19 protein-coding genes and 2 tRNA genes are annotated in these 22,323 nt (G+C 50.9%); 14 read left to right on the top strand and 7 right to left on the bottom strand.

Annotated elements, in window-relative coordinates; translation table 11 throughout:
- Window position 1: 1 nt before the first annotated feature.
- The 4 genes from cydC to JTE88_RS05450 all read right to left on the bottom strand — a co-directional run bounded on the left by cydC (window position 2) and on the right by JTE88_RS05450 (window position 6,307).
- Window positions 2–1,759, bottom strand: a complete 1,758-nt coding sequence (cydC, locus tag JTE88_RS05465; RefSeq protein ID WP_239519492.1) for a thiol reductant ABC exporter subunit CydC — start codon at window positions 1,757–1,759, stop codon at window positions 2–4.
- A 2-nt stretch (window positions 1,760–1,761) separates the two neighbouring features.
- Entirely contained in the window at window positions 1,762–3,423 is a 1,662-nt protein-coding gene (gene cydD, locus JTE88_RS05460) for a thiol reductant ABC exporter subunit CydD (protein WP_204423336.1), read from the bottom strand.
- A 227-nt stretch (window positions 3,424–3,650) separates the two neighbouring features.
- On the bottom strand, window positions 3,651–4,790 hold the full coding sequence (cydB, locus tag JTE88_RS05455) for a cytochrome d ubiquinol oxidase subunit II (protein ID WP_204423330.1): 1,140 nt from the start codon (window positions 4,788–4,790) through the stop codon (window positions 3,651–3,653).
- 17 nt (window positions 4,791–4,807) lie between these two features.
- A complete protein-coding gene (locus JTE88_RS05450) occupies window positions 4,808–6,307 on the bottom strand; it encodes a cytochrome ubiquinol oxidase subunit I (RefSeq protein ID WP_204423328.1) in 1,500 nt (499 codons plus the stop codon).
- Window positions 6,308–6,802: 495 nt separating this feature from the next.
- Between JTE88_RS05450 and JTE88_RS05445 the strand changes: the two genes are divergently transcribed.
- From JTE88_RS05445 to JTE88_RS05425, 5 genes are all read left to right on the top strand, one after another.
- Complete coding sequence (locus JTE88_RS05445) at window positions 6,803–9,313, top strand: Rne/Rng family ribonuclease (RefSeq protein WP_239519491.1); 2,511 nt, start codon at window positions 6,803–6,805, stop codon at window positions 9,311–9,313.
- A 159-nt stretch (window positions 9,314–9,472) separates the two neighbouring features.
- Window positions 9,473–9,778 carry a 50S ribosomal protein L21 gene (gene rplU, locus JTE88_RS05440; RefSeq protein ID WP_013170279.1) on the top strand — a complete coding sequence of 102 codons (306 nt, stop codon included), beginning with the start codon at window positions 9,473–9,475 and terminating at the stop codon, window positions 9,776–9,778.
- A gap of 49 nt (window positions 9,779–9,827) precedes the next feature.
- The gene (gene rpmA, locus JTE88_RS05435; RefSeq protein WP_013170278.1) at window positions 9,828–10,085 is read left to right on the top strand and encodes a 50S ribosomal protein L27; all 258 of its coding nucleotides are present in this window, start codon (window positions 9,828–9,830) and stop codon (window positions 10,083–10,085) included.
- Window positions 10,086–10,182: 97 nt separating this feature from the next.
- A complete protein-coding gene (gene obgE / locus JTE88_RS05430) occupies window positions 10,183–11,709 on the top strand; it encodes a GTPase ObgE (RefSeq protein WP_204423327.1) in 1,527 nt (508 codons plus the stop codon).
- A 367-nt stretch (window positions 11,710–12,076) separates the two neighbouring features.
- On the top strand, window positions 12,077–13,027 hold the full coding sequence (locus JTE88_RS05425) for an LLM class oxidoreductase (protein WP_204423326.1): 951 nt from the start codon (window positions 12,077–12,079) through the stop codon (window positions 13,025–13,027).
- Window positions 13,028–13,139: 112 nt separating this feature from the next.
- On the opposite strand, the gene trxA is transcribed toward JTE88_RS05425, so the two are convergent.
- Window positions 13,140–13,505 carry a thioredoxin gene (trxA, locus tag JTE88_RS05420; RefSeq protein WP_204423324.1) on the bottom strand — a complete coding sequence of 122 codons (366 nt, stop codon included), beginning with the start codon at window positions 13,503–13,505 and terminating at the stop codon, window positions 13,140–13,142.
- 167 nt (window positions 13,506–13,672) lie between these two features.
- On the opposite strand from trxA, the gene nadD reads away from it, so the two are divergent.
- The 5 genes from nadD to JTE88_RS05395 all read left to right on the top strand — a co-directional run bounded on the left by nadD (window position 13,673) and on the right by JTE88_RS05395 (window position 16,710).
- On the top strand, window positions 13,673–14,410 hold the full coding sequence (gene nadD, locus JTE88_RS05415) for a nicotinate-nucleotide adenylyltransferase (RefSeq protein WP_239519490.1): 738 nt from the start codon (window positions 13,673–13,675) through the stop codon (window positions 14,408–14,410).
- On the top strand, window positions 14,407–15,393 hold the full coding sequence (locus tag JTE88_RS05410; protein ID WP_204423316.1) for a hypothetical protein: 987 nt from the start codon (window positions 14,407–14,409) through the stop codon (window positions 15,391–15,393). Before nadD ends, JTE88_RS05410 begins: the two co-directional genes overlap by 4 nt.
- Window positions 15,394–15,426: 33 nt before the next feature.
- Window positions 15,427–15,897 (top strand): ribosome silencing factor, encoded by a 471-nt coding sequence (gene rsfS, locus JTE88_RS05405; RefSeq protein WP_204423315.1) that lies wholly within the window; start codon window positions 15,427–15,429, stop codon window positions 15,895–15,897.
- A gap of 9 nt (window positions 15,898–15,906) precedes the next feature.
- The gene (locus tag JTE88_RS05400; protein ID WP_204423308.1) at window positions 15,907–16,563 is read left to right on the top strand and encodes a histidine phosphatase family protein; all 657 of its coding nucleotides are present in this window, start codon (window positions 15,907–15,909) and stop codon (window positions 16,561–16,563) included.
- Between the two features lie 74 nt (window positions 16,564–16,637).
- Window positions 16,638–16,710: transfer RNA gene (locus JTE88_RS05395), tRNA-Ala, on the top strand.
- An 82-nt stretch (window positions 16,711–16,792) separates the two neighbouring features.
- On the opposite strand, the gene JTE88_RS05390 is transcribed toward JTE88_RS05395, so the two are convergent.
- On the bottom strand, window positions 16,793–17,533 hold the full coding sequence (locus tag JTE88_RS05390) for an HNH endonuclease family protein (protein ID WP_204423307.1): 741 nt from the start codon (window positions 17,531–17,533) through the stop codon (window positions 16,793–16,795).
- 75 nt (window positions 17,534–17,608) lie between these two features.
- Here JTE88_RS05390 and JTE88_RS05385 point away from each other — a divergent pair.
- The 3 genes from JTE88_RS05385 (at window position 17,609) to JTE88_RS05375 (ending at window position 19,513) form a co-directional block, all read left to right on the top strand.
- Window positions 17,609–17,684 (top strand) — tRNA-Ala (locus JTE88_RS05385).
- Between the two features lie 60 nt (window positions 17,685–17,744).
- Window positions 17,745–18,941 carry an MFS transporter gene (locus JTE88_RS05380; protein ID WP_204423301.1) on the top strand — a complete coding sequence of 399 codons (1,197 nt, stop codon included), beginning with the start codon at window positions 17,745–17,747 and terminating at the stop codon, window positions 18,939–18,941.
- 308 nt (window positions 18,942–19,249) lie between these two features.
- Window positions 19,250–19,513 carry a hypothetical protein gene (locus JTE88_RS05375; protein WP_204423300.1) on the top strand — a complete coding sequence of 88 codons (264 nt, stop codon included), beginning with the start codon at window positions 19,250–19,252 and terminating at the stop codon, window positions 19,511–19,513.
- Between the two features lie 101 nt (window positions 19,514–19,614).
- Here the strand turns inward: JTE88_RS05375 and JTE88_RS05370 are convergent, their stop codons facing one another.
- Window positions 19,615–19,989 (bottom strand): PH domain-containing protein, encoded by a 375-nt coding sequence (locus JTE88_RS05370; RefSeq protein WP_204423298.1) that lies wholly within the window; start codon window positions 19,987–19,989, stop codon window positions 19,615–19,617.
- A gap of 885 nt (window positions 19,990–20,874) precedes the next feature.
- On the opposite strand from JTE88_RS05370, the gene JTE88_RS05365 reads away from it, so the two are divergent.
- A complete protein-coding gene (locus JTE88_RS05365; RefSeq protein WP_204423296.1) occupies window positions 20,875–22,032 on the top strand; it encodes an MFS transporter in 1,158 nt (385 codons plus the stop codon).
- The last annotated feature ends 291 nt before the right edge of the window (window positions 22,033–22,323 follow it).

Raw genomic sequence — 22,323 nt, 5'->3', positions numbered from 1 at the left:
TTTATCCTTCTTGCTTCAGCGACCATTCGTATTGTGGGTTGCGTAGCAGGAGCTCGGCGTGAGTTCCTTCGTCGACTACGTGTGCCCGGCCGGTGTGGTCTGCACCGAGCATGATGACGTGATCGGCGGCATCGAGCGGGGAGAGCCGGTGGGTGACGACGACGACGGCGCGTTGAGCATCGGCAGATAACAAGATGTCGCGAATAAGCGTATCTGCGGTATGCGGATCGAGGTGTTCGCCTGGTTCATCAATAAGAAGTATGGATGCGGGGGCGGCGAGTGCACGGGCAAGTAAGAGACGACGTCGTTCACCGCCAGAAACGGTCGTGGCGTCTGCGCCTAGTTTGGTATCGATGCCTTCGGGCAGGTCTGCAATCCAGGAAGTGAGCCCGGCTTGTTCTAAGAGCTTGTGCGCTTGGGCAACGGTGATATCAGCCCGTGCTACCCGTAAATTTTCTAGGATGGAGGTATCGAAGATATGAGCGTCTTCCGCGGTGAAGCTGATGTGCTGTGAAAGCGTGGCGCGTTCAATATTGCTGACGTGATGTTCAGCGATAGTGACACTGCCTGAGTGTGGCGCAATGAGTCCAGCGAGGGTATTGAGAATCGTGGATTTGCCGATACCCGATGGTCCAACAATTGCCAGTGATTGCCCAGGCTTAATTGTGAAGCTCAGTGGAACGGTGACGTCTTTGTGACCAGGCCAGCCAGCAACCATATCAGTAGCAGTTAATGTGGTTCCGCTATCGATTTTCGGGGTGCTGGAAGCTGCCGGTGAGGCGTTGGCACGGTCGATCAGCGACATGACGCGCAGTGCGGCAGCACCAGAGCGCGTGAGTTGGATGAATGCTTGTGGCATGCGTGCTGTTGCTTCGAACGCCGATAACGGTGTCATGGCACAAACGACGAGATTTACCGGACTAAGCATGCTTTGTGATACTTGCCATGAGCCGATAACGATAGCACCGATCACTGCTAAGCCGAGTGCGAGAACATCAATCGTCGAGGCAAGAGCTGTGAAGCGTGCAGCTGCATCGCGTTGTTTCCACATGTCATGCTCGGTGTCTCGACGGCTTGTCTCGGTTGCCGATAAGAGCCCACCAACACGAAGTTGTGCAGCATTTTCTAACAGGTAGAGCGATTGTTCGTTGAGTCGAGCGCGAGTAGTGATTTTTTCTTGTTCGGCAAGTTTCGCTCCGGTCATCGCCAAGAGCGGACCAACGATGCCAGAGAGGAATAGTGCACAGGCAACAAGGATCGCGATCAGCGGGGACAGGAAACCGAGAATCCCAAGGGCTAGTAGCGAAACGAGGAGGGCTACTGCCATAGGTAACAGTGATTGCACAACAACGAGGCCGATTTCGTCGACGTCGGCATTCGTGCGAGTGAGCACGTCTCCGCGCTTGAGCGAGGTGACGACGTCAGTTGAGGATTCCGACAGTGAGCGGTAAACCTCGGTGCGCAAGGTTGCCATCCCATGGAGAGCTACCCAATGTGAAGCGATTCGTTCAAGGTAGCGGAAGATTGCTTTGCCAACACCGAAAGCGCGTACGCCGACTGAGGCCACGGAAAGGTCGAGTACTGGGGGTAGTTGAGCAGCTCGTGCGATCATCCATGCTGCGGTTGTTCCTAAGCCTACTGTTGATCCAATCGCGCTCGATCCGGCGAGCACTGACCAGCTGAATTTTTTCTTATCAACGTCGAGGAGAGTGATGGCTCGTTTTAGCGCGGCGCGTTCCTCGGATGGAAATGGATGCATCATCATAGTTTCTCTCCAGCAGCTCGGCTGCGCGATGCTACGTCGATAACGATATCGGCTATATCGGTCATAGCTGCGCGGTGGGCAATAACAATAAGTGTGTGTCCGTTGTTACGTAGTTCGTTAATGACTCGCGTGACGTACTCTTCAGCGACGGCATCGAGGTGTGCAGAAGGTTCGTCGAGAATAACGATTTGTGCCGCTGAGATTAGTGCTTTAGTTAAAGCAAGGCGTTGGCGTTGGCCAACAGACAGCCCGGTGCCACCGTGTCCGATACGAGTGTTCCAGCCGTCGGGGAGGTTGGCTACGACGTCGGCGAAGCCAGTGATGTGAGCGGCGTGGGCGACGTCGGCAGATTCTGGATCTGCATCGAGGTTTTCAGCGAGTGTGCCGGGGATGAGGACGGGACGTTGCGGTACCCAGGTGATGTTCGACCACCATGCTTGACGATCAAGATTTGAAAGTTCGGTTTCGCCGATAAGTATGCGGCCAGAGGTGACGGGGATTAACCCCAGGAGCGCGTTGATGGTGGTGGTTTTTCCAGATCCAGAGGCGCCGCGAATAACGGTTACTTCTCCGGGGTCAATCGTGGTGGTTAACGACGCCGGAGCGATAGTTTCACGACCAGGGGCAAGGATGGATACGTCGTCGAAACGAATCGGGGTGCAGGTCATATCTGGAACAGGCTGGTGGGCGGTGTGGTCGTATGGGACAGTTTCGAGGATCTTGAATACTCGATCGGCGGCGGCAACACCATTGGCCGATGCGTGGAATTGGGTTCCAACTTCGCGTAGTGGTCGTAATACTTCGGGGGTCAACATGATGACAACAAGCCCCTCCAAGAGAAGAATATCGCCGTTGACCATGCGCAGACCGATTGACACCGCAACGAGTGCTGTTGTTAACGTGGTGATGAATTCGAGTGCCGCACCGGACAGGAAGGCCACGTACAAGGTGTTCATGGTTCGTTGGGCGAATGATAGCCCGAGTTCTTCGACGCGCTTCGTGGGTCCGGTTTCCCGGCCGACTCCTTTCAAAGTTGGCAGGCCGGTGAGTAGATCGAGTAGTTGGCTACCCAAGCGTTGCATTGTCGCTAGGCGCTGGGCAGAATATGAGGCGGTCATCTTTCCGATGAGAATCATAAAGAGTGGGATAAGTGGCAGGCACAAGATGATCATGACTGCGCTGAGAAAATCCATATACGCCACGACGCATAACAACAGTGGGGTGGCGGTGGCGGTCAGGAAGAGCTCTGGCAAGAAGTGTACGAAATAGTCTTCGAGATCGTCTAAGCCGCGTGTGGCGAGGGTGACGACTTCATTCGTGTTACCTTTCGATAACCAACGTGATCCAAGATTTCCAGCATGGTCTAAAACCTGGGTGCGTAACTCGCTGATGACTCGAACTGCGGAGCGGTGGCCGATAGCTCCCTGGACATAACTCAGTAAGGAACGTGCACCGAAAACAACAACGAGGAATGTAGTGAGGAACAGATAGTTCGTGCTGGTTGATTGGTTATAGAAAACCGGAGAAATAATTGCGGCTATCAGGTAGGTTTGTGCGCCAATGAGCGCGGTGATAACTAAACCAAGTAAAACGAGTAAAGCTAAATAGCCACGAGTAGCTCGTGCATAGCGCAGTAGACGTGGATCGAAAGGTTTCACGGTTTCCTATCAAAGCAGGGGTACGTTCTCTAAGACTTTAGTCTAGCGCGCTGGAAATAAAACAGTGGTTTGTGAAGGGATTCTTATCAGATAATCACCTTTTTATGCTTCTGTCAGAAAAGGACTGCAGTCCTAGTGAGATGATTGTCGATGAATGAAAAAGTGGTGGGCTGGCAACGGATATCCGTTGCCAGCCCACCATGGAAGGTTATGTTAACCCGGTGAGATTACGCGCGTTCGAAAGCACGCACCTCAGTTGGGTGTAAACCAGCTGGTTCTTCAGAGAGCGAATCCACGCTCAAGCGGCGTGAGAACGATAGGTAGGACCAGATGGTGTAAATGGCGACGATCGGAACGAAGATAATCGCTGCGATGGTCATAACCGTTTGGGTGGCTGAGGTTGCCGAAGCTTGAACAAGGGTCAAGCTGTAGTTTTCGTCGATAGAGGACTTCAGTGCGTATGGCACGGTGGTCATAAAGATGAAGATGACAGCGAAGGCAACGCCACCCATGTTTGCGAAGAATCCAGCCTTTTCTGCTCCCTTGAGCGTGAAGAAAGTGGAAACTAGAAGACCAATAGCCGCTAGTGCTAGTGGGATGAGTGCGAACCAGGTGGTTGAGTAAGCAAAGAATGCCCACAGCGCCCAAACAGCGGTGAGGCCGGTGGAAACAAGAGAGGTCTTCTTTGCTAGTGCTTTTGCTCGTTCAGAGAAATCGCCGGAGGTTTTCAACGCTAACCAAAGCGCACCGTGGGTGAGGAACAAGGAGACAACAACCAAACCTGCAACGATGGTGAATGGCGTGAAGAGGGAGAAGAAGCCTCCAGTGAGGAAGTGCTGTGCACCATCTTGGAGGGCAACGTCAACCTGGGCAGGATCGGCAGGAATGAATGTTGACGGATCACCCGCAACTTCGTACTTTCCAACCTGAATTCCCATGCCTTGGACCAAGTTACCGAAGGCAACGCCCCACACGAGAGCTGCTAACCATGCCGAGCCAGTATGGATGTTGTCCCATGCTGACCGCCACTTATCTGAGTTGATCTTTCCGCGCCATTCGATTGCTGAAATACGCAGGATGAGAAGAACGAGGATGAGGACGAGTGCGAGGTACATACCGGAGAACATGGTTGCGTACCATTCTGGGAATGCTGCAAATGTTGCACCACCTGCGGTAAGAAGAAATACTTCGTTTCCGTCCCAGTGTGGTCCAATGGTGTTGAGTTGAAGACGGCGTTCTTTTTCGTTACGCGGCAAGATGCGCAATAGCATGCCGGTACCGAAGCCGAAACCTTCGAGGGTGACGTAGCCGATCCACAAAACGATGATGAGGATGAACCATAGGATTTGAAGGAATGAAAGTTCCATTTTTATGTGCCCTTTCCTCAGTATGCAAAGCTAAGCTTTACATCGGCATTCGTGTGGTCGAATTGGTGAGCGACGTCCTTGGTTGGGTTAACGCCCTCGCGCACGTAACGCTTGATGAGGATAAACCAGACGACGCCGAGTGCTGCATAAAGCAGCGTGAAGATAGTCAGCGAGATGAAGACTTCTGCTGGAACTACGTTTTGTGAAACACCGAAGTTAGTCAGTTGCTTGACCATCTCAGCTGGGGTAGCTGTCATTCCGTCGTGCATATTCGGGTAGACAACCCAAGGCTGACGTCCCATTTCGGTGAGAATCCAGCCGAAGGTTGATGCAATGAAGGGGAAAGTGATCGACCAGACAAAGAGCTTGGCAACTCCACCCGAACGGATGAGTCCATCGCCACGCAACATCCATAGACCAGCCGCGGCAAGTGCAATCGATGCAAAGCCGAGTGCCATCATAATTCGGAATGAATAGAAAGCAATGAATGGGTTTGGAATGTAATTGACATCAGTACCGTATTCGTCGCTAAACATCTCGGTGTACTGCTCTTGAACTTCTTTCGCTCCCATGAGCATCGATTCCGGGCCAGAGAAGTGGTTGGTGACCATGAATGACTCGAGGCCAGGAATGGGGAGGGTAATGATGTTCTCTTGTTTAAGCTCTGTTCCAGTGAGCAAGAGAGCTAGTGGGGCGTTCTCTTCATTTTGTGCGATGCCCATAGCTGCGACCATCTTTGACGGCTGGGTTTCGTACATGTGCTGGCCCATGAAATGGCCAGTAGTGACGGCGAGAATTCCGGCTACTGCAAGGACTTTGAGACCGAACTGTGCCGCGGGCTTCCATAGTTCACGTGCTTCAGCTTCGTTGGCACGTTGCACGTTGCGAACGATCCACCAGATCGATACACCGGCAATCATGGCGCCAGCAACCATCAAGGATGCGGCAATGGTGTGCGCGAATGCATAAAGAGTAGTTGTGGAGAAAACAACTTCGAGGAATCCGCCCATACCATCAAGTTCCGCACGACCAGTTTCCGGGTTAACAACAGCGCCCACTGGGTTTTGCATGAATGAATTTGCCGCGAGGATGAAAAGTGCGGAGATGTTTGTGCCCAGAGCTACGAGCCAGATTGAAATCGTATGTGCCTTAGGGGAGATCCGTCCGCGTCCAAAAATCCATACACCGAGGAATACAGATTCGAGGAAGAACGCAAGCAAAGCTTCAAATGCCAGCGGAGCACCAAAGATATCGCCCACATAACGGGAGTACTCAGACCAGGTCATTCCAAATTGGAACTCCTGGACAATTCCCGTGGCAATACCTAATGCGAAATTAATGAGAAGAATTTTTCCAAAGAATTCGGACAGCTTGAGCCATTTGGTGTCACCTGTTCGAAGCCATTTAGTTTGTAGATATGCAACGAGTGGAGAAAGCCCGATAGTGAGTGGTACCAAAATGAAGTGGTACACAGTCGTAATACCGAACTGCCACCGCGCAAGGTCGAGGACATCCACCTTATTCACCTTCCGTGCGACCTGTTTAACAGAGTAATTATCCGGATGGGCTCTTAAGACCCGCTTCAACATGAACCATTGAGCTCGAGTGTTTCTTTCTCAAACTTTTAGGGACACATTGAATCCATAATGTAATGATGACTTATTTACGTGCCGTCTGCCAGTTAAAACACCAAACATCTCCAAGTAATTTTGGGATTATTGTCCCATAACAGGTGCTCGTCCTAAACTTAAGAGAAATAAAGCCGACCTCAATGGCATCTATTCCATAAGTCCCGGAAAAACCGACTCCATTGGCGGGGCGAAGATGTGTTTGTTCGGCAAACGATGTAGACTGGCGGCAGGTTGTTATGCATCGAACTGCCAAAGTCGTTCAAGTGCGCCGCATTACGCGTTGCTGCCGGGATGACTACCCAATGAGACTTTCCACAGTTGAGGCTGTGATAATTAAGCTTAATATGCGAGATGCACGCATATGAAAATAGGGGGTATCCGATGGCGGATGAAGCCATGGATAATGTTGTGCCTGAAGAAAAGAGTGCACCACGCAAACGGACGCGTAAAACGTCTACTGAGAAGACTTCGAGCAAGTCCACTAAACAAGAAGTGGCGGACACGGTGGCGAAGTCACTCGCCGAACTTTCGAAAAAGCCACGCGCGAAAGTGAAGAAAAGCATCAGCCCGACGTCGATCGTTTTCTCTGCTGGCGTCGCTGAAGATCCGCAACCGGAGATGATACCGGAGGTTCCTGTTGTTGCTCCGATGACGTCTCTTCTCTTTCAAGAACCAGACGTAGCACGCGCTGTGCGTGCGCGACGGACACGCAAAGTTGACAACGATGAAGTGTCGGATTCTGCAGTTGAGGTTAAGGAAGCAATTTCCACCCCATCTGAGGATGCTGAAGAGTCCTCGGATAATGGACGTAAACGTCGTCGAGGTACTCGAGGTGGCCGCCGCTCAACTGAGGTTGAAGTCGACGAAACAGAAAAAGTAACACCGCAAGGTAAGGACGCCGCAGGGGAATCAGAACCGGCAGCGAATCAGCATAAAACCAAGAAGGCGAAAGCCAGCCAGGCTGAACTCACTGAGGCAGAAACTGAAAGCGAAGAGCCATCAGTACGTCGTCGTCGCCGTCGTCGATCTTCGGAAGCTGTATCTGATGAAGTGACTGCGCCAAAGGGGTCGACCCGACTTGAAGCAAAGCGTCAACGCAGGAAAGAAGGCCGTGATTCGAGCCGCCGTCGGCAAACAATCACCGAATCTGAGTACCTAGCGCGCCGCGAATCAGTAGACCGCGACATGCTTATCCGTGAACGTGATGGACTGAACCAAATTGCTGTTATTGAAGACGGTGTCTTAGTTGAGCATTACGTTGCACGTCATACTCAGTCCTCGATGGTCGGAAACGTCTATCTGGGCCGTGTGCAAAACGTATTACCATCCATGGAAGCAGCTTTTGTTGATATCGGTAAAGGCCGAAACGCAGTTCTCTACGCCGGTGAAGTCAATTGGGACGCCGCTGGTCTCGAAGGTAAGCCACGCAAGATCGAGCAGGCGTTGAAATCCGGAGATCCGGTTCTTGTCCAGGTGACTAAAGATCCGATCGGGCACAAGGGTGCGCGTTTGACAGCGCAGATTACCCTAGCAGGTCGTCATCTTGTCCTTGTTCCGTCAGGGGCAATGACTGGCATCTCGCGCAAACTTCCGGAGCGCGAACGTAACCGGTTGAAGAAAATCCTTAAGGAAGTTGTGCCAGCAGAACACGGGGTGATTGTTCGTACCGCCGCTGAAGGTGCCAGTGAGGATCAGCTTAAACAAGACGTTGAACGGTTGATGAAATCATGGGCCGATATCGAGCGTAAATCAAAATCTTCTAAGAACGCCCCGTCGTTACTCAAAGGGGAGCCAGAACTAGCTGTTCGAGTGGTTCGCGATATCTTCAACGAAGATTTCCGAACATTGAAGATCTCCGGCGATAATGCATGGGAGACAATTTCCCAATACGTACAAGAACTCTCTCCTGAGCTGGTTGATCGCCTCGAAAAGTGGGAATCGTCGAAAGATATTTTCCACGATAACCGCGTCGATGAGCAGCTTCAGAAAGCTTTTGATCGTAAGGTCTTCCTCCCATCGGGTGGTTCCTTAGTTATTGACCGTACTGAAGCTATGACGGTGATCGATGTCAATACTGGAAAGTTCACTGGTTCGGGTGGTTCGCTTGAAGAAACCGTGACCCGTAACAATCTTGAAGCGGCTGAGGAAATTGTCCGGCAGCTTCGTCTGCGCGATATCGGCGGAATTATTGTTGTCGACTTTATCGATATGGTTCTCGAAGCAAACCGTGATCTTGTGTTACGGCGCCTTATCGAGTGCCTCGGGCGCGATCGTACCCGTCATCAAGTGGCCGAAGTGACTTCGCTCGGATTGGTTCAGATGACGCGTAAACGCGTTGGTCAAGGCCTTGTAGAAGCTTTCTCAACTACCTGTGAGTGCTGCGAGGGTCGTGGATACATCACACACGATCATCCAGTTGAAAAGGATGAAGAGAAACCGCAGACTCAGCGTTCTCCGAAGAAAGAATCTAAGAAGAAGGAGAGCGCTCGCGCTCAGGATTCTGATCCGAAGCATGAAGAGGTCAAAGCAGCGCTAGCCAATATCGCCGCCGCAGCAACAACCAAGCATGAGAATTCTGAAGAACACACGGACGTTACCATGTCAGGTGAGACTGATGAACGCGACAATCCAAAGCTAGAAAGTCAGCCGCGCACTAAGGGTGGCCGACAACGCAAGAATACAGGTGCGAAGGCATCTGACTTGGGTGCAGATAACGGGCGTGGACGCCAGAGCTCCAAGCTTGAGCAAAAAGCTGATGATAAACAACACTCGGCGCCTGCAGCAGAACAACAGCCGGTGAAGAAAGTCAAGCGGCGGGTGACATCGTCTGGCACGATAATCCCGACAACTCGGACATCCTCGGCGATTATGAGCTTCCCAGTGAAGAAGTGATGAGGGGGAACGTCGGGAATTGTGGCCTGAATCGCTCGAGATGAACTTGTGTCAGCTCCAGTGTTTCAGTATCGTTAATTGCTGGCGTGCTTTATCGCGCTAATAAATTTCAGGGCACCCGAAACCGGGTGCATCAGTTTCGACAGAGATGAGCAGAACGTGGTTTACGCGATTGTCAAGGTAGGCGGCCGCCAGGAAAAGGTGTCTGTCGGTTCCGTCGTCGTTGTGGACAAGATTGCAGGCGAAGCTGGCGACAAGGTCGAGCTAGAGCCGATCATGCTCGTCGACGGTGACAAGATCACCTCAGCGGCCGATGGTATCAAAGCCAAGGTTAGCGCCGAGATTGTCCGCGATGAGAAGGGTCCAAAGATCTCCATCATCAAGTACAAGAACAAGACAGGCTACCGTAAGCGTCAAGGTCACCGCCAGAAGCTTACTCGTGTTAAGATCACCGATATTAAGTGATCATATAACTTACCGTCTAACGAGCTGTTAAATAGAAGAAGGTCTAGACATGGCACATAAGAAGGGCGCTAGCTCTACTAGCAACGGTCGCGACTCTAACGCAAAGCGCCTCGGCGTTAAGCGTTTCGGTGGCGAGTTTGTTAACGCAGGCGAGATCCTCGTGCGTCAGCGCGGCACTCACTTCCACCCGGGTGCCAATGTTGGCCGCGGTAAGGATGACACGCTGTTCGCACTTGAGACCGGTCACGTTGAGTTTGGTACTCGCCGTGATCGCAAGGTCGTGAACATCGTCGCGGCTCAAGCCTGATCGGCACGAGTCCCACACGACATACTCGAGAGGGTGGAGGGCTTTAGCTCTCCACCCTCTCGTGCATATATTTCAGCAATTTAAGGAAACTATCCACATGGCAAGCTTTATAGATCGAGTTGTTCTCCACCTGGAAGCAGGTAAGGGGGGTAACGGTGCAGCATCGGTACGTCGCGAGAAGTTTAAGCCGCTCGGTGGTCCCGACGGTGCAAATGGTGGCCACGGTGGAGATATTATATTCCGAGTTGACCCTCAAGAAACAACCCTCCTTGGATTGCATCACACTCCACACTTGAAGGCTACCAATGGCAAGCCGGGCGCCGGCGATCTACGCCATGGTAAACGTGGTGAGGACCTGATCGTCAACGTACCTAACGGCACAGTCGTTAAAGATATGGACGGCAATATTTTGGCTGATATGACCGGTCGTGACGTAGAGATCATTATTGCTGAAGGCGGTCAAGGTGGCCTCGGGAATGCTGCGTTGGCATCGCCTAAGCGTAAAGCCCCTGGTTTCGCTTTGCTTGGTGAAGAAGGTGAAGCGATCGACGTCGTTCTCGAACTGAAATCAGTAGCTGACGTTGCGCTCGTCGGGTTCCCGTCGGCGGGAAAGTCTTCGCTGATTGCTGCAATGTCTGCCGCGCGGCCAAAGATTGCTGACTATCCCTTTACAACTCTTGTTCCGAACCTCGGTGTGGTTCAGGCAGGGGAGATGCGCTACACCCTTGCTGACGTGCCTGGTCTTATTCCGGGAGCTTCTGAAGGTAAGGGGCTGGGGCACGAATTCTTGCGCCATATCGAGCGCTGTGCCGCGATCGTGCACGTTCTCGACTGTGCCACGCTTGAGCCTGGCCGTGATCCGTTGACAGATTTGGAAACAATCGAAGCTGAGCTTTCTGCCTATGCGCAAACTATTCCGCCGATTGAGGGACGGGTGCCGTTGATGCAACGCCCGCGTATCGTCGTGTTGAACAAGATTGACGTGCCAGATGCTCGTGAGATGGCTGAATTTGTTACTGATGAATTGAAGGCACGAGGTTTGGCAGTTTTCAGTGTCTCGGCGGTCTCTCGGGAAGGTTTACGTGAACTCGGCTTTGCGCTGGGTGAGATTGTGGATCATATTCGCGCGCAAGAAGTTGTGGCTGAAACCCAGCGTCCAGTTATCCGTCCACTAGATAAGAAAGAGGATTCGTCCTTTACAGTTACTGAACGCCGTCAGGGGGAGAAGATCTTCTACCAGGTGCGTGGAACGAAGCCAGAGCGGTGGGTTCGCCAGACTGACTTCTCCAACGATGAAGCTGTTGGCTATCTTGCTGATCGGTTGAACACTTTGGGTGTCGAAAAGCAACTGATGAAGGCTGGAGCCCGCGCTGGAGACATGGTTGTTATTGGTACCGAAGAAGACGGCATGATCTTTGATTGGGAGCCAACGATGGCTACGGGCGCCGAACTACTTAGTCCGCGTGGTACCGATATTCGTCTCGATGAAAGTGTCCGACCCACCCGTCGTGAGCGTAAGAGTCAATATCATGATCTGATGGACGCTAAAGAAGCTGCTCGGCAGGAATTATGGATGGAGCGCCAAGCTGGCGTGTGGACCGATCCGGATAGTGATGAGCTATAAAACTCTTGACTTTTGATGAGAACGTGGACCCAAGGAATTAGGTCCACGTTCTAATATTCTGAGAGTTTACCAAGACCGTGATCTACCTGATGGAAAACCATGATACGCCTCGTATACATGTGGTAATTCATGGTTTGCGATCAACTAAGCACCTATTGTGGGACATTTCACCTAGGTTTTGTTCAGTGCAGTTTTTGGCGGGTTCTTGGGTAAAACTTACCGTTCAACTCTTTAGGTCAAGATTCGGTAAGGGGAAAGTAATGCGCATGTCTTGTTTGTGAATTGTTGTCAGGGTAGATTTCTCAGTGTGGACTTGGAAGAGTCTTCGCGTCGACGATTCGTTGATGCTTAGTTGCAAGGAATGACTATGACGATCGATTTGAACGTTAGCCGAGATGCGGTAGTACAGGACGTAAGTAAAACTACTGGGGTAGGTCAGCGCGAGCATACTACCGCTGCATGGGTGGGTATCGATTTGTCCCTACTCGGAGTGCAAACATATCGGTTGCTTCCAGGCGAAGAGGTTGAGCCGTTTCACTACGGCAAAATGATTGCTGCAACGCGTGCGGCTAGCGCCGGCGGTTTAGATTTCGTCGCGTTGTCGTCAGAATTCCTTGCAGACACGGCGCATGCACATCCTTGTGGCGATGCAGTAGCGGTAGGAGCGCAGTTGCGTAGCATACCCGGCGTGGGTGTTGTGATGGAAGTTGCGGCGAATCCCCAGGCTGTAGCCGATGCGCTTAACGCTGTTGCAGTGGATGCCTCTAGTTGGGCATCGCTGGCTATTCACATCACCGATCAAACAGAATTCACAAGCGAACTTTGCGATGTATTGTGCGCGGTTCATCGTGCTGGGGTGGGACTGATTATCAATCTCTCGGCACAATCATTGACCGGTGAACTAACTTCGCTTGTGGCCCGATACGCAGATATGGTTCGCATGCGAGTACAAGACCCACATGTTGCACGTGGTTTGCGTTACGGGATTCGGGCTGCAGCGCACGAGGCCGGCCGAGATCTGCCAGTCGTCGCGGACTTAGGGGTTATTATCTCAGCGAATTCACAAGCGGCCCACGAACGTGCTCTACTTGTTGAAGCGATCTACGGAACAGAACTATTTGCTGGAATACCGAAAGTTGTTGGGACAGTCTATGACGTTGCGGACGCGATTGAACGTTGGGTTGGCCTGGGGGCTGCAGATGGCGTAGTTGTTTTGCCTGCGTCCCTACCAACTGATTTAGGTTCTTTGATCCGGGGTGTTCTGCCATTATTGTCGGGTCGGGCCGGTGTAGAGGTCAAACCTCAGTCGCTGATCTGAGCAGGCTGCCCGATATTATCTATGGCTATACCTTAAAGGGAAAATATGAAATGTGTGGTGGCGGCAAGCAAATTTCTGCTTACCGCCACCACACATTAAGCGGGGAAATGATTTAGTTCTTCTCGCCGGCCTTCTCGATCTGGGAGCGAACTTCGTCCATATCGAGTTCGGCAGCATTCTTCACCAATGCCTGGAGTTGATCACGGGCGAGGGCACCTGCACCTTCGTAAAGGCGGATGCCATCGCGGAAGACCATAACGGTAGGAATGGACATAACCTGGAAAGCCTGAGCTAATTCAGTTTGCTCTTCGGTGTTTACCTTGCCGAAAGTGACCTCAGGATTCTGCTCAGAAACAGCCTCAAAAGTCGGACCGAACATTCGGCACGGACCGCACCATTCTGCCCAGAAGTCGAGCACTGTAATACCGGAGTTTACATGATCTTTGAAGTTATCTGTTGTGATTTCAACGGTAGCCATCGGAGACCTTTCTTTGAGGTTATAGAACCATATGTCTTGTCATTAACCCTAACGCAAAAACTCCGTCGTTATTCCCCGGTAAATTAATTTTCGTTTCTAGCATATTCTCAATCGAGTTTTTTACTAGTATATTCAGTGCTTTCGGCAAGATCAGGTAATATATTGGCATGGTTAATTCCCAACATACAGGCCATAAAGAAGCCGCCGGTACTCCGTCACATATATCCCGTCGTCGTATTGGTATCATGGGCGGCACATTTGATCCGATTCACCACGGCCATCTTGTTGCGGCTTCAGAAGCTCAACATGTTTTCGGCTTAGACGAGGTGGTTTTCGTTCCTGCGGCCGATAATCCTTTTAAACAAGGGCGGCATATCTCGCTAGGGGAGCATCGATACTTGATGACGGTGATCGCTACCGCATCTAATCCACGCTTCACTGTTTCCCGGGTGGATATTGATCGCGGTGGGAAAACCTATACTGTCGATACTTTACGAGACATTCGCAAACAGTATCCAGATGATGAACTTTTCTTTATCACAGGCGCTGACGTGCTGCCACAAATCTTGCAATGGAAGGATTCCGCAGAGTTGTGGAGTCTTGCCCATTTTGTTGGGGTAAGCCGGCCAGGGCACGATCTAGATATGACTGGCTTGCCAAAAGATGGGGTGTCTTTACTTGAAATTCCGGCGATGGCGATATCGTCTACCGGTATTCGGAAACGAGTTCGTGATGGTGTGCCGGCATGGTATTTGGTCCCCGATGGCGTAGTTCAGTACATCAACAAGTATTATTTATATAGACCAGAAGAAGCCCAAACGACCGCACTTTCTTCTATTGCGGGCGGTTATACTGGGTTATTAGAGGAAGCGAATACCCCAGTGAAAGGGATGGATAGGCCATGAGTGACGAGAAACGATTGAGTCGTCGGCAGTTAAAGAAAATGGGTAAACTCGGCGTCCGTCCCGCAGATGGCATAGATATCAGTGAAACTACCGAACTCCACCTGCGTCGTCCTTCACGTAAAGAACTACGAGAGGCTCGCAAAGCTGAGACAGGTACTTTAGCGGCAGTTAGTGCTGAAATAAGTGAACACGAGACTGCGGAATCTGCGCTGGCTACTTCCGCTGACGAACAGCGTACTGAAAGCGTCAAACCAGAGCGCACGTCAGTATTTTCTCGGTTTAAGGTCACTAAGCCGGAAGAATCCCAAGTTTCCGCCGAGGATGTAGTGGAAGAACAAACTGGAGTAGAAGAGAACGTACAGGAAAGTACTTCTGGCGATACCGTCGCCGACAACGTCGAAGAAACTAGTGGCACGATCGAAAAACATGACGCCCTCATTGGTTATGCTCAAGAGCAGGGCTCTTCCGTAGAGACTCAAGAAGAGCGTGAACACACTAACGATGAGCAAGCAGTTGAACCCGATGAATGTGAAGAATCGGGTGCGGCTAACAGCGAAGCTGACGACACGATGGATACCCCAATGCGCGATCGTCTACTCTCGCTCACTCGCCGTCAGTCGGTTGACGATGAGACTAACGTCGAGCAATCTTCTGAGATTGCGCGTACCTCGGTAATGCCAGAAGGTAGTGATATTGAGGCTGAGGAATTGGGTCAGCTAACGTCGCCTGATCATACCCCAGAGTCTTCTCAAGAGATCCACGAACCTGCTGTATCTGCCACTTCGCGTGGTAGCATGTCCTACTACGAAGAAGACGAACTGGATGATGAGATCAGTACCAAGCGTACAATCCTCAACTATGTCCTTCTTCTGTTGATTGCCTCCCTTGTGGGAGTTCTCGTCGGATTAGGAATCACCTCGGTATTCTTCTCAGCCGATCCAATCACCACGTTTACCGACCAAACCACCGAACTTTTACTCTGATAGTTCAGCTATCGAAACAATTTAAGGAACCCAGTGAGCGCTACTCAAGAAGCTATCGACCTAACCATTATCGCCGCGCGCGCGGCTGCAGATGTTAAAGCAACATCAATTACTGCTATCGACGTCGCCGAACGTCTAGCATTAACCGACACGTTCCTCGTCGTATCCGGCTCAACCGAGCGTCAGGTACGAGCAATCGTGGATTCTGTCGAAGAAGCACTCCACAAGGCAGGCTGCCGCCGCAAGCGCCGCGAAGGCATGGAAGGTGAAGCACACTGGGTACTGCTTGATTTCGGTATCCTCATGGTTCACGTCCAGCAGGACGAAGACCGTGAATTCTATGCCCTTGAAAAGCTCTGGGGCGATTGTCCGGCTATTGAACTTCCGGAAGATATTCAGGCTTCCGAAGCCGCTCAAGAATCAGCTCTCGCAGCTTACTTCTCTGGCGGAATCGATAACGCTACTGGAGTAGACGCCACAACTGCCGCAGATCAGATCTCCTAGGTTAATGCTGTGAGTGTTAAGCAGGTCCTGATCCTACGCCACGGGCAGACTGCGAATAACGCGCAGCTGCGCATCCAGGGTATGCAAAATACTCCGTTGAACGACGTCGGCGTGGCTCAAGCGAAGTTTGTGGCCGGGGAGCTGAGCTCTTTCGGGATCACGCGAATCATTTCTTCGGATCTTGACCGCGCGGTAAACACTGCTCAGGCAGTCGCCGATCTTGTTGGCTTGCCAGTCGAGCACGATAGCCGCTTGCGTGAGCGCGGATATGGCTCGTGGGAAGGCATGACGTCGGACGAAATTAAAGAAGCTTATCCGCAAGGCTGGGCGCGGTGGCGAGCAGGTCACGAACCTGCCGTAGCTGGCGTTGAGACGCGGCTGTCCAATGGTGAGCGGGTTGCTGAGGCGATGCGCGAATACGTCCAGTGGGCGCAGGACGATTCAGTAGAGCACACGCTGCTTTTCGTTAGTCACGGTTCTGCCATTGTTAATGGTGTGAGTGTGCTGATGGGGATGAATCCTTCGGAATCTACCATGCTTCAAGGCCCAGATAATTGCCATTGGGCACAGCTTGTTGTACGTCCGCAGTCGACGCCGATCATGCGGGTGAAGTCGTGGAATCAATGGACGAATGACGCGCAGGCTTTCCAAGATTTAGTTCGGTGATTTGTTTCACGTAAGTTTGAAGTTTCTACGTTGGAATTTCAGCCCGTGAGTAGCTAAGATTAAATTCGTCTTACGGGGCATTGGCGCAGTTGGTAGCGCGCTTCCATGGCATGGAAGAGGTCAGGGGTTCGAATCCCCTATGCTCCACATAGTAAATCGGTCAAGGAAACTTGGCCGATTTTATTTTTCTCTTATCGTTGCTTAGGGCTATTGCTGTTTCGAGCGCGTTTTATTGTTTCGAGCACGCGGATAAGATGCGTTCGATAGTTGCGCGTTCGCGTTGCGTCATCGACAGCCCCCATTTGGCTTTGACATCGACTTGCCGGGTGACGTAGGCACAGTGGAAACTCCGGTTTTCGGGGAGCCATTGCCCGGCGTGTGCGGCGCCTTTTTCTTGGTTTTGATCGGCGTCGACGGCGAGCAGGTTTAACGGATCGTTAGCGAATTGTTCCCGTTTCGCGGCAGTCCACGTCCAGGCGCCGGACTGCCAGGCGTCTGCTAGTGCGACGACGTGATCGATTTGCACTAACGCCGAAGTTTCGCGGCCCCGCTGAAACTCGGTATGGAGACCGGTGTAGGGTTCGATAAAATCGCCGTGAGTAACGACGCAATTGTGTGTGCCGTTTTTGTAGGTGAGATGCTGCAGATCGCGCGTAAGAATATCGTTGCGGGTATCGCAACCGTTGTGGTCGACATCGGACCAGGCTGGTCCGAAATCGGAACGCTGGTATTTGGGTGCATTGGTTGTGGTGCGAGTAGGGATGGTGTCGAGCAACGCGGCTAGTTCGGCGTCGTTAATCTGATAAGAGGGTACGCGGGAGAGTGGACCTCGCCAGTCATCTGGGCCGACTTTCCAGCCGAGACTTTCTTCGAGAGTGAAGACGTCGGGGCCGATACCGGGGACGACGAGCCAGCCAATAATCGCACAGAAGACGACTTGAGCAGTTCGTTTAACGAGCGTTCGATTCATGTAGCGATTGTCGCATATATATCGGGCTGGAGATTTTACTCTTTCCACAAATAGTTGCTAAAATATTTGTGTTACGGGGCATTGGCGCAGTTGGTAGCGCGTTTCGTTCGCAATGAAAAGGTCAGGGGTTCGAATCCCCTATGCTCCACCATTTGTACTCAACTTTTGATACAAGGATGGTCGGGGTTTCATCGGGAATCAGATTGGCCTGTTGAATGCCTCGAATGCCTCGAATGCCTCAGATGCAGTGGCGCGTTCTGCTGTTGATTTTGCGCTACCGGTTCTGTTGGTTGCGGGTATTGAGGCTGGCGCGACCGAGGTGGGCATACTCAATGCTGTGGGCTCGATCGGCTTCATTCTCTTTGGGGTACCGCTCGGTTTTTTCGCGGATAAATCTACTACTTTTTGTGCCCTCGGCTTTAGCCTGGGACTCAAGGTGGGCGCGCTCTTAGCCCTTGTTGCTGCTGTTACCTTCGGTTGGCTGAGCTTTCCCATCATCCTCGGCATTGGCGCTTTATTTGGTCTTGGTGCAGTTGGTGCTGAATCTGCTCAAGTAGTTGCCGCCGGTCGTCTAGCGGGAAGCGATCAGATCGCTCGAGTATATGCTCGACTGCAATCGGTTGACAGCTCGGCTGTCATCGCAGTTCCTGTGCTGGCAGCCTTAATCCTCGGTTGGAGCTCCCACGTTTTTGCTTGGTCAGTGCTTGTGCTTGCCCTTATCTCCCTCGTATTAGGGCTTTTGATCCGTACGAATCCTACGGGTGACAAGGAAGCTTCAGCCGAGGAACAGGGCACGGCTAATGATTCATTGGGGCGGGGGCTTCGGGAAATTTGGGTCAATACGCCTTTACGTACCATCACGATTATAACGATCTTGACCAACTCTGCACTAGCAACGGCCTCGGCGATTGAGTCAGTCTTATTCCTTACCCATATGGGTGTTTCGGCAAGTGTTTACGCAATTTTCACAGGCATTGCCGGATTTGCGGCGCTCCTCGGATCACTAATAGCAACCAGGATCATCGATAGGCTTGGAAAGGAAAAGACGGTTTTCTTTGGATATGGACTACTTGCGGTTGCTGCACTTTTCTTGATTATTCCAAGCGTTGCTCCTGTTACTTGGGGTCTGGTGGCGGCTTATTTACACGCGACTCTATGGGGAGTAGCAATGGTGGTAGCTAATATTGCTATGGCGGGTTGGAGCGCAGAGCTTGTACCGGCCAACATCTTGGGAAGAACCTCCAGCGCGGGCAGGGCGTTGAGTATGGGTACTATTCCGTTCGGGTCCATCTTGGGTGGATTCCTCGCCGATCAAGCGGGGCTTCCAATAGTGCTGGTTATTTCGGCAATATTAACTGCTGTGGGATTCGCATTAACATTTACGCTGATAAATACGAAAAATCCATAGTCCCTATATTCGAAGTGGCAGAATCGATTGTCTTTTCGCGTACCGTCAAAACATGTCGTTACAAGCTGACCCGATTTATGAGGGTGAGTCAAATATTGGTCACTACCGGAAATTTTTCGAACGTATAATTGCAGAGGGAAAGTTACGATGCTGTGGCATTTCTGATAGCTAACCGGGGCGTCAGTGTCGTGTTAATCGTGGTCTGTGATGGGCTACAGGGCCCTGAATCAATCAGCGAGCAGGTCAAAAAGATGCAAGCTGGGCAGTAAAGAAACTTGCACATAAACTATTACTGGAAGGTCTAATCGGTGAAATCGCAGTTGGAGCAGCATGGTGCGGAGCAAAAGAAGGATGGGACTGGTGGAACAGTTAAAGAACGTGTAACTGGCTATTTCACGTTTGCGCTTGTTTTTCTTCTCTTACCTTTCGGAACCGCTACTTTCTTTGCTATTGAAGAAGGGATTTCAAGTAGGTCGTTAATATCTGGCTTGGTTGCTTTTGGTGTCATATTAACCATCGGGGTTGTTTTTGAACTGATTGCCTACGGTATATATCGCTGGAAGAACCGCTAACGAGATAGATACTGTCACGGGGTAGTCTATACTCTTTGTACAGACTACCCCGTTGCTGTGTCAATGGTTCTTCAACGATTTCGTCCCTGCGGACCTAACAGTCAGTGGGTAGAGCCCAGAATGCAGTTGGCGATAAGATTATCGATGCGTCGGACATCAATTTTCTTGCCAAGTTTAATCTTGAGGTGACCAGCACGTGTCCAAAGCTCAACTTCGGCGTTGAAATCCAAGCGTCCTGCGTTTTCAGTCGACCACATGTTGATTGATGAATATGGAATGGAGTAAATTTCGACCTTTTTCCCAGTGAGTCCTTGCGCATCGCGAATAACAAGTCTTTTTGAAGTGAAAATAGCTGAATCACGCATAGTCTTGTAAGCCGCATATGGCTCTTCACCCTGTATAAGGATCTGGTTTACATCCTCTGGGATAGGAATTTCTTCAAAGAAAGTCCACTCAATGATAGTTGAAGTTTCCATAATTATCCTCTCACTACAATGCTTTACTGACGGGCATGTCTAGGTTATTTCACTTTTTCTTTTTTGAGATTTGGACACGCTCGGCTGAAAGTTTATTTAGTTTGAAGATTGGTTTGGGGGTGAGTGGGTTTCAAAAAGCACGATTGCGGACATTATCCGTGAGATGCGAGTACACGGCTCGGAGATGGAGCTGGTGGCTTCCTTTTCCGATAAGAATGACAAGTCCACCGAAGCACCCACAGCCCGTAACTAGGTGCTTGACGATGAGATCGAGGCTCAGAAAGTAAAGATCGATACTGTGTGTGCTGCAATGGAAAACATAGTGACCTCGTTTTCTAAGGGGCTTGAAGCTGAGATTGCCGATAGGCGTGCCTGCTTCCTCGACCACCGAAGGAAATATTTGTGACAAGTCTCCACGTTGTTTTCGCAAACTATGATGATGGATGCCCGAGGACTTGTTCCATTAATGTCTATCGTTACTTTATTGGAATTTAGAGGTTGCTGATAGCTATTATTTGTAATTTTCTAAACATATCGGCGACGAAGGTAAGGGCCGAAAATAAATTCAGAACCTATCTTTGGGGTGCGTGGTTCGCCTCGCCAGAGCAGATCGGCAGAAATATATGAGTATGACTCCAGAAAAGAGAATCTGGACGAGCATATCTAATGTGAACAATGTATTTTTGGATATACGCTACGAAAGCTACAGAATTGTCTGCTACAAGGACAATCCCATAAAGACACTCATAGGACGGTTCTGAAAAATCTTCCGTTTCTATGCTGCTTCATGTGGTCTTCGTGTGCGCACACCTGCTCCAATGATGCCTTTGAGGTGAAAGAATATTGAATCCGGAGAACGTCCTTTATCGTAAGTTATACACTACGATGCTCATTAATTTGATCGGCGATGCTATTGCCCAGCTCGCGCTTCCGTTAGCTTTTCTTTACGCTACTGGTTCGATCGTATTGGCATCAACTCTTGCTACTGCTACTTTAACGACACAGTTATTCCTCACTTTACCGCTGGCAGCGATCGCTGATCGGTTACCGCGCAGGAAGATTGTTTTTGCAGGCTATCTCGTTGAAGGTGCGTGTTTGACAGCGCTGGGATGGCTACTGTTGGGCGGTGTTGTGAATCTTGCGATCATAGTGCTTATAGGTGTTATTCGTGGCGCGGTAAGTGAATTAGGCTCAGCTGCAAGTGCGGGCTATGTTCCTCAGGTTTTGGGACGCGAGTCCATGCTGAAATTTAACTCTCGAGTCGAGACGATAGAGGGAGTTGCCGCAATCGGCGGACCATCGATTTCAGGTGGTTTAGTGGGGATTCTTGGCGGAGCATATGCCATGTTTGTGCCTGCCATATTGTCATTCCTCAATGGTGCTATTTATTCGCGGCTTCCAGATAAACCAACGGTGCGTAAAGATGGAAACGAAAAGAAATTCTCGCTTCGTGTTATCGCCCATGATATTTATGAAGGTATTGGCTATGTGGTCAAGAGTCGCACACTCGCCGCAATGATGGCGGTACAGTTCGCATTGGGAGCAACAACTGCGGGCTACGCATACGGTGTTGTTGTTCATCTCGATGTCAATATGGAACTCACCCCATGGCAGGTTGGTTTCACAATGGCTGCTTCTGGTGTCGGAGGAATCATTGCTTCTCTAGTTCTCGAGCGTTTTGTTCCGCTGACGAACTATCGTGCTGTCCTCCTACTTTCCCTCATGGGCGTCGGGGCTATTCTTGGCACGTACTGGCTTGTTAACTCGGTAGCGTTAGCGTCGGCCGGGTTATTTTTCCTAGATTTCTGCTGGGTTGGCTTATTTATTTATTCGGGTACATTGAGTCAGTATATGACCGATGACGAGCATCTTTCGCGCGTGGATTCCATCGGTGGCCTGGTCTTTTTAGGCGCCTCATCTATTTCTGCTCTGCTCGCGGGTTTACTGATCGTCGATGGCCATGTTGCGACGTATCTTGTTGTTTTGTCCCTGACTGTTATTCCGGCGCTCGTGTCTTTAGTGTTCGTCAAGCACGACCAGTAACTGATTCAGATTCGTTAGGGGATGGACGGGGCATCTGTTTAAAACAGCCAGCTTTGTAGCACATAGGGTGTTCTCTAGTGCTTGCGTTGTCTACAGGCTCTTAGAATCGTGTAAGCATTATTGTTTTATGTGACGACGACGGAGATACAACTAGCATTCGCCACTGGCCACTCAACTACCGATCGGGTGGCCCAAGCTATCGAATAAATGGGGTTCTATCCATTGCGATTTCATGGGGGCAGAGGTTTTTTATCCGAAGATGTACTAGGGTGTATATAGGTGAAATTTGAA

Source organism: Arcanobacterium phocisimile (assembly GCF_016904675.1).
In the GTDB taxonomy this organism is placed as follows: Bacteria; Actinomycetota; Actinomycetes; order Actinomycetales; family Actinomycetaceae; genus Arcanobacterium; species Arcanobacterium phocisimile.
The sequence above is the reverse complement of the archived record's forward strand: the minus strand, read 5'-3'. Positions and strand labels throughout refer to the sequence as shown.